The 12,315-nt window shown below is 69.2% G+C and carries 1 protein-coding gene; it reads left to right on the top strand.

Features of this window, described 5'->3' with window-relative positions:
* Positions 1–493: 493 nt before the first annotated feature.
* Positions 494–12,301 carry a LamG-like jellyroll fold domain-containing protein gene (locus tag LZ495_RS00655; protein ID WP_308267432.1) on the top strand — a complete coding sequence of 3,936 codons (11,808 nt, stop codon included), beginning with the start codon at positions 494–496 and terminating at the stop codon, positions 12,299–12,301.
* Positions 12,302–12,315 lie beyond the last annotated feature (14 nt).

Raw genomic sequence — 12,315 nt, 5'->3', positions numbered from 1 at the left:
GCGCCTCGGGGTCATGGCAGGCTGCCGACAGGTCCTCCGGCCTGACGGACCGCGGAGTTCTGCCCGGCCCCGCGACGCCCGGGCTCCGCACCGAAAGTCCCCCGCCCGAGAACACGCCGGGCGGGGGACTTTCCATGTGCGGGAAGAATCCCGCACATCGAACGCCTCGGGCGGGCGTCGGACTGCGGGAATCGTCCCGCAACGCCGTTGTGGCCACGAGAAGTTCGCTCATGTTGCTCGACGAGCCGTCGCGGCGCACTGTGGAGTCGTCGCCGCGACTTGTCGATGTGCGCGCCGTTCAACCCAACTCGTTGTCCTGCTTTGGGATCCCTTGGCGAGAGTTGCGTGTGTGATTCAGTTAACTCGGCTCGCCCTGTCTCTTGTCATGTCGACAAGGTCACCGATACAACCCGACGTGATCTTCAAGAAGCTTTGATCCAACGGGGGTTGCGTCGTGCCTGTCGGCCGTCGTGGTTCGTGGTACGTGCGGTTCATGACGAGCCGCCAGGCGAAACGGCGGATCGCCGTCGCCAGCCTCGTCGCTTTCGCCTTCACCGTCACCACCGAGGGCGCCGCCCTGGCGACCTCCGCATCCGCGAACTCCGCAAGCGCACGGCCGTGGACCCCGGGCACCCCTGGTGCGCCGAAGACACCGCAGCAGCGCGCCGGTTCGGCGGACGGCCGCGGGCACGACGCCAAGTCCGACGCGACCTCCTCGGATACCGAAGGCGGCGGTCGGCCGGGTGTCGCCCCGGGCCAGCTGCCCGCGGACGAGGGCGTCAAGTCCGGGCCGCAGAACCCTGTGAAGGGTGCCGCGCCCAGGACCACCGTTCGGGCCCTGAGCGACGGCGAGGCGCCCAAGGTCGACGTCAGGGCGGGCCGGACCGGCTTCGACCCGGCGACCAGCAAGGAACTCCCGGAGCAGGCCACCGAGACCTCGGTGACGTTCGCCAACGCCGACGGCTCTTTCACCACCAAGCAGTACGAAGAGCCCGTCAACGTCAAGGTGGCGGACGGCACTTGGAAGCCGATCGACACCACCCTGGTGGCCGCGAACGCACCCGCGAACCCGTCCGGGAAAGCGAAGCCCGATGCGAAGGCCCCGGCCGCCCAGGCCCCCGCATCCGCATCCGCGCAGGCCGGCTGGCAGACCAAGCTCGGCGAGACCCCCGTCGCCTTCGGCGCCACTGCCGACGCTCCGTCCATCGCCGCACTCGGCCCCTTCGACGGCCTCGGCATCTCCTACGGCGTGGAAGGCGCCGCGGCAGCCCCCGGTCAGGTCGACGGCAACCGCATCACCTACAAGGACGTCCGCCCCGGCGCGGACATCGAGTTCCACGCCGGCAGCACCGCCATCAAGGAGACCCTGGTCCTCAACTCGGCGGCGGCGCCCACCGAATGGGTCTTCCCGCTGCACCTGGCCGGGCTCACCGCGAAGATCGCGGACGGCGACGTCGTCTTCTTCGACGCGGCCGGCACCGAGCGCGCCCGGACCCCGAAGGGCTGGATGGAGGACTCCTCCTTCGATCCCGGTTCGGGCGACGGCGCGTTCTCCGACGGCGTGCGGTTCGAAATCGTGGACCGCCCCGGCGGCGGCCAGTCCCTCAAGGTCGTCATCGACCAGGCCTGGCTGGCCGACCCCAAGCGCGTCTTCCCGGTCCGAGTCGACCCGACGGTGAACATCGACACGTCCGCTTCGACCTACGTGCGCCGGAACAGCTCGACCAACTTCTCCTCGGACACCGTCCTCAAGGTCGGCACGCACGACGGCGGTACGACACGTGCCATGTCGTACCTGGCCTTCCCGAACGTGTCCTCGCAGCTGTCCAAGCACTACATCCAGGGCGTGCAGCTCTCGCTGTTCAACACCTGGGCGTACTCGTGCAAGCCCAAGCCGGTCACCATCCACGCCGTCACCGCTCCGTGGAATGCGACCACCCTCAAGACGTACCCGGGGCCGGCGGTCGGCGGCGCGCTGGCGACGAAGAGCTTCGCGCACGGCTGGCGCCCGGAAGGCAGCACGAGCTACCCGTGCGGCGATGCGGCGTGGGAGGGCATCGACCTCGGCCTGGCCGGCCGCGACCTGGTGCAGGGCTGGGTCAACGGCGCACCGAACTACGGCCTGAGCGTGCGCGCTTCGGAGACCGACAGTTTCGGCTGGAAGCAGTTCGGGAGCAACAACTACCCGGGCGGCAAGCCGTACCTGACGATCACCCACACGCCGTACGGAGCGACGTACCAGACCGGCCAGATGGTCCGCGATGTGCTCGCGAACCAGGACGGCGCCATGCGCGTCACCGTCACGAACCGCAGCGCGTACACCTGGACGCCCACCAACAACTTCAGGCTGACGTACAGCATTTGGACCGCAGCGGGGCAGGACGTCACCAACACGTACAGCGCGTGGACGAACATGCCGCACGATGTGCCGCCCGGCGGCACGGTCACCCTGGACGCGACCATCAAGGCGCTGCCCGCGGGTTCGTATGTCATCCGGTTCGACATGGACCACTACGGCACGACCAGGTTCTCGTGGCAGGGCGTCGACCTCGGCCCGGCCGTCGGGATCGGCGCGCCGAACATCGCGCCGTGGCTGGACGCGCGCTGGCCGAACAGCGGCCAGGTGTTCACCACGCTCACCCCGGTCCTGCGGGCCGAAGGGCACGACCCGGACAACTGGCCCGGCATGGGGCTGGACTTCAAGTACGTGGTCTGCGATGTCGTCGGCGACGACACGAAGGTGAACTGCCGCGACTCGGGCTGGGGGCTCCCCACGTCCTGGCGCGTCCCGTCGTCGTGGAACCTCGAGTGGGGCGAGACGTACGCCTGGTACGCGTACGTCGGCGACCGCAACGCGGGAAGCGGCGAACCGCCGGCGCACCTGTTCTCCACCCAGCCGCCGCAGCCCGCCATTACCTCGCACCTGGCGACCGGCACCGACGGGCACGAGTTCAACGCCCAGGTCGGCAACTACACCACCGCTGCGACCGATGCCGCCGTCCAGGTGGCCGGCCCCGAGCTGGCGGTCAAGCGCACGTACAACAGCCGCGACCCGCGCGTCGACACGGCGTTCGGTGCGGGCTGGGCGTCCCGTTGGGATATGCGCATCCAGGTCCAATACCGCAATCTGTATGCCAAGTTGGGATCCAAGTCCCCGCGAGCCGACGATGTGCTGCTCACCTACGCGGATGGCCGCCAAGGCCGCTTCGGCGGGAACCCGGACGGCTCGTACACGCCGCCGCCGGGAGACCCGTCCGAGCTGAAGGTCGAGTTCAGCTACACCGAGATCGCCGGGCCGTTCGGCGCGATCTTCTACACCCGCGAGGTCGTGGCCTGGACGCTGCTCGACGCGACCGGGACGACATTCGTCTTCGACAAGGCCGGGCGCCTGGTCAAGGTCCGCGACATCGGCGGCCGCGAGCAACTCCTGACGTACACCGACGGGCGGCTCAGCAAGGCCACCGACTCGGCGTCCGGGCGCTCCCTGCACTTCACCTGGACGGGCGCGCACGTCACCCGGGCGGCGACCGACCCGGTCCAGCCGGGCAACGTGGTCTCGGCCTGGGACTACACGTACGAAGGCGACAAGCTGGTCAAGGTCTGCCCGCCGACCTCGGCCACCGCCTGCACGGTGTACGAGTACCAGTCCGGTTCGCTCTACCGGACCGCGGTCGTCGACCACAACCCGCTGTCGTACTGGCGGATGGGCGACGCGCCGACGGGCCAGGTCAAGAGCGAGGTCGTCGAGCGCGTCGGCACCGACACCGCGGTCGCCTGGAACACGGCCGGCACGGCCGCCGCGGGCCCCGGCGGCTCGACGGACGGCTCGGCGGTCTTCAACGGCACCGACTCGTACGTGAAGCTGCCGGACGACCCGCAGCGCAGCACCCCGTACTTCACCGCCGAACTGTGGTTCCGTACCACCAAGGGCGGCACCCTCTTCAGCCTCAGCACCAAGCCGCTCGAACAGCAGGAGCACACCACCAACGGCGTGCCGGTGCTCAACGTCGGCGCCGACGGCAAGCTCCGCGGCCAGTTCTGGCACGGCTCGATCGACCCGATGGTGTCCGCGCAGGCGGTCAACGACGGGCAGTGGCACCACGCGGTGATCACCGCGTCCGGCGATGCCCAGGCGCTGTTCCTGGACGGCGTCGAGGTCGGGTCGCGCAGCGGCACGATCGCGGCGTTCGACCCGGTCGCCACCATCGGGGCCGGCGGCAGCAACTCGTCGTGGCCGAGCCGCTGGGAGAACGACCCCAAGGGCTACTTCGAGGGCGAGATCGACGATGTCGCGCTGTACACCCGCGACTTCAGCACCCAGGTGGTCCAGGAGCACTGGGGTGCCGGCCGGTCCGTGTCCCAGCTGTCCAAGGTGACGCTGCCGACCGGCCGCACGTACTCGCAGATCTCGTACGACAACGCCACCGACCGCGTCTCGCAGGTCATCGACGGCAACGGCGGCGTCTGGAAGGTCGGGACGCCCGGCTACACCGGCGCGTCGACCGCGTACGAGCAGAATGTGTGGGCGGCGGCACCGCGCGGCTACTGGCGGCTCGGCGAGAAGACCTCCAACGGCACCCTGAAGAACGCCGTCGTCGGCAGCGAACTCGCCTGGCTGGGCTGGGTGGGACTGGGTGCGGAAGGCGCCTTCGCGCCCAACGACGACAAGGCCGCGAGCTTCGACGGCTTCCGGTCGCACATGTACCTGCCGGAGTACCTCTTCGCGAACCGCACGGAATTCTCCGTGGAGCTGTGGTTCCAGGCGAAGGGCGCGGGCGTCCTGGCCGGCACCTCGCCGGTCAAGGTGACCGACGGCAACTACAACAGCGCCGGCACGCCCATCCTGTACGTGGGCGGCGATGGGAAGCTGCGTGGCGAGTTCTGGCACGGCAGCATCAACCCGATCACCACCGACTTCTCGGTCCTCGACGGCAAGTGGCACCACGCCGCACTGAGCGGCGACGGCACCGGCCAGACCCTGTACGTGGACGGCCGCAAGATCGGCACCGGCGCGGCGCCGATCTCGATCCCGGACCGGTACGTCACCATCGGCGCGGGTGTCATCGCGGACTCCTGGCCGTCCCGCCTCGGCGGTCCGTACGCCTCGCTGTACGGCTCGATCGACGAGGTCGCGGTCTACCACCGGCCGCTGGACGAGGCCACGGTCGTCGAGCACTTCGCCTCCCGCAAGGCCACCGGGACGGGCGCGGGGGCAGGCTACCGGGCGCAGGTCGCGTCCTCGGGGCCGCTGTCGTACTGGCGCCTGGACGAGCCGGACGGCGGGCAGGTGCACTCGCAGCAGGCGGTGCGGGTGGGGAGCGGCGACGGCACCAGCAAGAACGTCTCCTGGGGCAGTTCGAAGGGCGCCCTCGCCAACGAGGCCGCCCCGTGGTTCACCGGGCAGAGCTACGTCGAGCTGCCCGAGGACCTCGTCCACGGCTCGTCGCAGGTATCGGTCGAAATGTGGTTCCAGACCGAGAACCCCGGTGTGCTCTTCGCCTACCAGTCGAATTCCATGGAGGATGCGGTCCAACAGGACTGGATACCCGCCCTCTACGTCGACCTGGACGGCAAACTCCGCGGGAGGTTCTACAGCTCCGTCGCGATGCCGCAGATCGTCACCGCGCAACCGGTGAACGACAATAAGTGGCACCACGTCGCCCTGACCACGGATGGCCAGACACACACGCTCTACCTGGATGGTGCCGTGGTCGGCACCGCCCAGGGCCCCGTCTTCCACGAGCGGGCGCTGCGCACGTACATCGGGGCCGGCACCACCGGGGATTGGCCCCGGGCGCAGCCCGGCAAGAGCTACTTCCTCGGCACCATCGACGAAGTCGCCGTCTACCGCAAGGCCCTCGACGCGCCGAGCATTCAGGCGCACGCCGCGGGCCTCGGCAAAGCCCCGGTCGAGTACCGCGCATTGGTCCAGAACGCCGGGCCGGTCGGGTACTGGCCGCTGGACGGGCGGGGCGGCCCGCTCGTGCACAGCCTCGTGGAACCGATCACCACCGACGAGGGCGGCGCTTGGTACACCAAGCGCAACGTCGCGGGGGCGTTCGGCCCGGGCGACAACTCGGCCATGGGCTTCGACGGCGCCAAGTCGTACATCCGCCTGCCCAAGGGACAACTGTCGGGCAAGTCGCAGTTCTCCACCGAACTGTGGTTCAAGGCCGACGGCCCTGGTGTGCTGCTCAGCTACTCGACCCAGGAATTCGAGTACACGCAGGCGAACACACCTGCCACACCCATGCTTTACGTGGGGACCGACCACAAGCTCTACGGACTCGTGTGGACCGGGCAGCCCACACCGCTCACGCGAGATCGGACTGTGGTCGACGGGCGCTGGCACCATGCCGTATTGACCTTCGACGCTCCCAACAACAAGCAGCGCCTGTACCTGGACGGCACGCTGGCCGGTGAACGCAACGCCCAGGGCTACACAGTCGACCCGTACGTGACCATCGGCGCGGGCGCGGTCAACGATGTGGCCTGGCCGGCCAAGCCGACCAACATCCGCGGCCACTTCAAGGGCGGCATCGACGAGGTCGCCTTCTACGAGCAGCCGCTGACGGCCGATACCGTCGCCGCGCACTACGCCGCGAACGTGGCACCCACGGCGTCCGCACTGGGCGCCACCGTCGAGGTCACCGACCCGGCAGGCCGCGTGGAGAGGCGCACTTACGACGTCCTCAATGGGATGCGCCTCGCGCAGCTCGACGACGTCGCGGGCGGCAGGACCAACTACGGGTACGACACGGCGGGCCTGCTGCACACCGTGACCGACCCCAACGGCCACTTCCTGATCACCGGGCACGACGAACTGGGCAATACCGTCTCGCGGACGTCGTGCCGCGACCAGGACTCGTGCTGGACCTCGTACACCGAGTACTACAACAACGACGCCAACCCGCTCGACCCGCGCAACGGCCAGCCGACCGCTGAGCGCGACGCGCGCTCGGCGACCGCCACGGACAACACGTACAAGACCGCGTACACCTACAACGACAAGGGTTTGCCGGTCACGGTCGTCGCGCCCGGCGGGCACACCACGACCCGGGCGTACACGGACGGGACCGAGGCCGCGGTCGGCGGGGGAACCGTGCCGCCCGCGCTGCTGAAGTCGATCACGGTGCCGGGTGGCGGCGTCACCTCGTACCAGTACTACGCGAACGGCGACTTGGCGGCGATGCAGGATGCCGCGGGTCTGCGGACCGAGTACCAGTACGACGCGCTGGGGCGCCGGACGACCGAGACCCAGGTCTCGACCGTTGTCGCCGGCACGCCCGGCGAGACACTGCCGGCCGGTTCCACGCGGCGCGTGACCACGACGGTCGAGTACGACCGGATGTCCCGGGTCGTGTCGGTGACCGGTCCGGGCGTCAAGAACGAGGTCACCGGAGTCACGCACACCGCGCGCGAGCGGCGTACGTACGACGAGGACGGCCGGCCGCTGACCGGGACGCAGGAAGACCTGACCGGTGGGGGAGTGCCGCGGACCTCGACCGTGGCGTACGACCCGGAAGGCCGGCCCTGGACGCTGACCGATCCCGAAGGAGCGGTCACCAAGATCCTGTACGACGCCTTCGGGCAGGTCGTCCAGCAGATCAACGCCAAGGGCACGACCACCCAACTGGCCTACACCCCGCGCGGCCAACTGGCCGAGACGAAGGTGCTCGGCTGGGACGGCGATGCGTCCGGCACCCCGCGCGACGTGGTGCTCGAATCGCGGGCGTACGACCCCGGCGGGCGCCTCGCCTCGGTGACCGATGCCATGGGCCGCACGACCGCGATGAAGTACTACGACGACGGTCTGCTGGCCGAGGCCAGGCAACTCGGGGTGCGCGACCATCTGGGCAACGCACAGGACATCGTGCTGCAGCAGAACAGCTACGACGGGGTGGGCAACCTCGTCCGGCAGGTCACCGGCGGCACCAACACCGTCGTGCGCACGTACGACGCCCGCAGCCTGCTGACGTCGGAACTGTTCGACCCCGGGAACCTCGGCCGACGCACCACGCTGACCTACGACGCCAACGGCTGGGTCACCAGCATGACGGCGGACAGCGTCGGCCGACCGAGCGAGGGCCGCGTCACCGAGTTCGCGTACGACGCAGTCGGCCGCGCGGTTCGCCAGACCGCCAAGGGCGACGCCTCCGTCGCCGACGCCGTCTCGACCATCCAGCGCGACCAGCGCGGCCTGGTGCTGCACACGACCACGCCCCGCGGCAACGCCAGCGGCGCCGACCCCTCCGCGTTCACCACCTCGTACCGGTACGACGAACTCGGCCGGGTGGTCGCCGTCGTGGCGCCGCCGGTCGCCATCTCGGCGAACTCCGAGCAGTCCGCCGCCGGCCGCCCGACCAGCGTGCTCGGCTACAACGCCTTTGGTGAGAACACCGAGTCGACCGACCCGAACGGGCGTACCAGCAAGGTGCGCATCGACAAGGCAGGCCGACCGGTCGAGGCCGAACTCCCCTCCTACACCCCGCCGGGCGGCACCACACCGATCGTGCCGATCGCCAAGACGGCGTACGACGAGCTGGGCCGCGTCTTCACCGAGACCGACCCGCTCGGCAAGGTGACCTCGTACCGCTACGACAACCTCGGCCAGGTCACCGAGCGGCACAGCCCGGCGCGGCCGAACCAGCCCGCCACCACCGAGCGCTTCTTCAGCTCTCCGGCGGGCGACCTGCTCGCCACGGTCGACGCGTCCGGTGCACGTTCGGAGATGACGTACGACGAGTTGGGCCGGCCGCTGACCTCGACGGTCATCGAGCGCTACCCGACCGTGCAGGCGCTCACGACCCGCTACACCTACGACTACGCGGGCAACTTGGTCGCGGTGACCGCCCCGGACGGCGGCACGTCGCGCGCGACGTACGACGCAGCGGGCGCCGTCCTTTCCGAGAAGGACCCGCTGGGCCGCGGCGTCGCCAGTGACTACAACGCGTTCGGCGAGGTCACACACGCCTACAACCTCGACGGAACGTGGAACGTCAACACGCGCGACCGGCTGGGCCGGACGACCCGGGTCAAGCAGTACGACAGCGACGGGATGCTGAACCGCAGCACCCTGCTGGCCTACGACGCGGACGGCAACGTCACCCAGGTCACCGACCCGCGCGGCAGCGTGAGCACCTATGCGTATGACGCGTTGGGGCAGCCGACCGAGCTGGTCGAGAAGGTCTCGGCGACCGAGCAGATCACCACCCGCTTCGGCTACGACGCCGCCGGTCAGCGCACCTTCATGCGCGACGGCCGAGGCAATCCCGTCAACTACACCTACAACCCGTGGGGGCTCCCGGAGTCCACGATCGAGCCGTCGACCACGGCCCATCCGGGCCTGGCGGACCGCACCTGGACGAACACCTACGATGCGGCGGGCCGTGTCGTACGGATGACCGCCCCTGACGGCGTCGTGCGCGACCGCACCTACACCGCGCTCGGCGAACTGCTCCAGGAGACCGGCACCGGAGGCGGGAACCCGACCGAAGCCAAGGCCTTCACCTATGACCTGGCCGGCCGGATCTCCACCGCATCCGCGCCGGGCGGGCAGTACAACTCGTACCAGTGGAACGACCGCGGCCTGATGACCGCGCAGTCCGGTGCCGGCGGGAATGCCACCTACGCCTACGACTATGCCGGGCAGCTGACCACACGGGTCGACGCCGCGGGCACGGCCACCTTCGCCTACAACCAGGCTTCCGACCTGACGCTGGCCGTCGACCCGGTGACAGGGACCGCCGCGGCGTACGAGTACAACGGCGCCGGACAGCTCAAGTCCGAGATCTACAACGGTGTTGCCGCCGACGGCCGCCGCTACACCTACGACACGTGGGGGCGCCTGGAGTCGGACCGGATCCTGTCCGGCGGGACCGAGATCGCGTCCGTCACCTACGGCTACTCCAACGACGACTTGCTCACCTCGAAGAAGACGACAGGTCTCGCGGGCGCCACGCAGAACACGTACGCCTACGACCTCGCCGACCGCATGACGTCGTGGAACGACGGCACCAACACGGTGGCTTACGGCTGGGACGCGTCCGGCAACCGCACCTCGAACGGCGGACGCGCCGCGGTCTACGATGCGCGCAACCGCCTGCTGTCGGACGGCCCGGACACGTACACCTACACGGCGCGCGGCACCCTGGCCGGGAGCACCATCGCAGGCAACACCCGCCAGCTCCGATTCGATGCGTTCGACCGCCTGGTCGGCGACGGCAGTGTCACCTACGCCTACGACGCGTTCGACCGGGTTTCCTCGCGCAGCAGCGTGGGCTTCTCGTACGCGGGCATGTCGAACAACCTGGCGTCCGACGGCACCGACACCTTCAGCCGCCTCCCGGACGGGTCGCTGCTGGGTATGACCCGCGGCGGTCAGAAGCGCTTGGCGTGGAACGACCAGCATGACGACCTGATCGCGATGCTGTCCGCGGACGGCAAGACGATCGCCGGCTCCACCGCGTACGACCCGTACGGCAACAAGCTCTCGCAGCAGGGTGATTCGTCGTCGATCGGCTACCAGGGCGCGTACACCGACCCGGCCACCGGCGAGGTGAACATGCACGCGCGCTGGTACACCCCGGGCACCGGCAACTTCGCCAGCCGTGACGACTGGCAGCTCAACCCCAACCCGTCCATCCAGTCCAACCGCTACGGCTACGCCAACGGCCAGCCGATGAACCTCACCGACCCGGACGGGCACTGCCCGCTCTGCGGGTTGGCGGTCGCGGCGCTGGTGAAGATCCTGATCAAGAAGTGCGGCAAGGACCCCAAGTGCCGGGCCCGCGTCCAGAAGGCGGCGAAAGAGGGGCTCAAGGCCCTCAAGCGCCTGAAGAAGCTGCTCGACGACGAAGAGTCGTCGTCGGGGCCGTGCTCCGGTGAATGCAGCGGCCCGCCCCCGCCGCCGTCTCCGAGGAGCCCAGGCAAGGCGTGCCTGACCAACCCCAACATTCCGGGCTGCCCGAAGCCGCAGAACCCGCCGACGCAAACCCAGGACCCGGCCCCGCCGACCGGCCCGACGGGCGGCGGCAACCCCGGCCCGAGCAACCCGGGTCCGAGCAAGCCGGGCCCCGGGAAGCCCGGCCCCGGCAAGCCCGGCCCCGGCAAGCCGAAGCCGACGGTCAAGCCGAAGCCGGTCGTCCCGCAGAACGTCTACGGCGGCAAGAACCCGCCCCGGGCGGACCCGAAGCCGCCGACCAAGCCTGTGGTCGCGCGTCCTGCCGACAACACGTGGGACCCGTCCAAGGGCACGACCGGCACCGCGCAGAACGCCAATACGGTCGCGGACAAGCACGCCCAGGACCTGTTCACGAAGGACGTGCCCACCACCAAGTCCCCCCAGAGCGACGGCTCCCCGAACCGCCGCCCCGACCAGCAAGAACCCGATCAGTGCCCGAGGCGGGGCAGTCTGCCTCCGGACAACAGCTTCACCGGTGACACCCCGGTCGTGATGGCCGACGGTTCCCGCAAGCCGATCCGTGACGTCAAGGTCGGCGACAAGGTCCTGGCCACCGACCCCGAGACCGGGATCACCCAGATCCGCGAGGTCACCGCCGCGATCGTCGGCGAAGGCCTCAAGGACCTCGTCGAGATCACCATCGACACCGACGGCGACAAGGGCTCGGCCACCGGCACCGTCACCGCCACCGCGGGACACCCCTTCTGGGTCCCGCAGCTGAACGAATGGCTCGACGCCGGCCAACTCCAGCCCGGCCAATGGCTGCGCACTTCGTCCGGCACGTGGATCCAGATCACCGCCGTCAAGGCGTGGACCGGCCAGGCCAAGGTCCACAACCTCACCGTCGACGGCATCCACACCTACTACGTCGACGTAGCCGGCACCGACACCCTCATCCACAACACGGGCGGCGCATCCGACCCGGATTGCGAAGACGACGACCCGACGAGTGCGTACCAACGTGTGGGTTTGGGGGAAGGCGATCTTGCCGAGATGGCTGTCGAGTATCGCCTGGAAAACGAACACCTCGGCGCAGGGCAGAACGTCGCCGTCTTCGAGTTCGAAACGCCTGATGGACTGTTCCACAACGTCAACGTGAACATTCCCAAGGGTAAGGACGCGGAGGTGGTCATTGCTGAAGAGCTTGCGCGTTGGGGAGTTGATCCGCTGGCTGTCACGCGGATCTACAGTGAACGGATACCATGTGGACCGATTCGCCAGAACTGCAGGGCGCTCCTCACGGTCTACAAGAATGCCAAGGTCTCGTACAGTTTGAATGGCGGCTATACCGCCGACAAGGACAGTATCTTCAAATTCATGAAGGGGCGCCGACGCTGAGGTGAGGCGGTCCC

It is taken from the genome of Yinghuangia soli (assembly GCF_021502675.1).
GTDB lineage: Bacteria > Actinomycetota > Actinomycetes > Streptomycetales > Streptomycetaceae > Yinghuangia > Yinghuangia soli.
This window is presented reverse-complemented; position numbering and strand designations above follow the sequence as displayed.

Bases quoted from the DNA above. Each gene is read 5' to 3' on its own strand.
- LZ495_RS00655 (WP_308267432.1), top strand. From the start codon at position 494: ATGACGAGCCGCCAGGCGAAACGGCGGATCGCCGTCGCCAGCCTCGTC.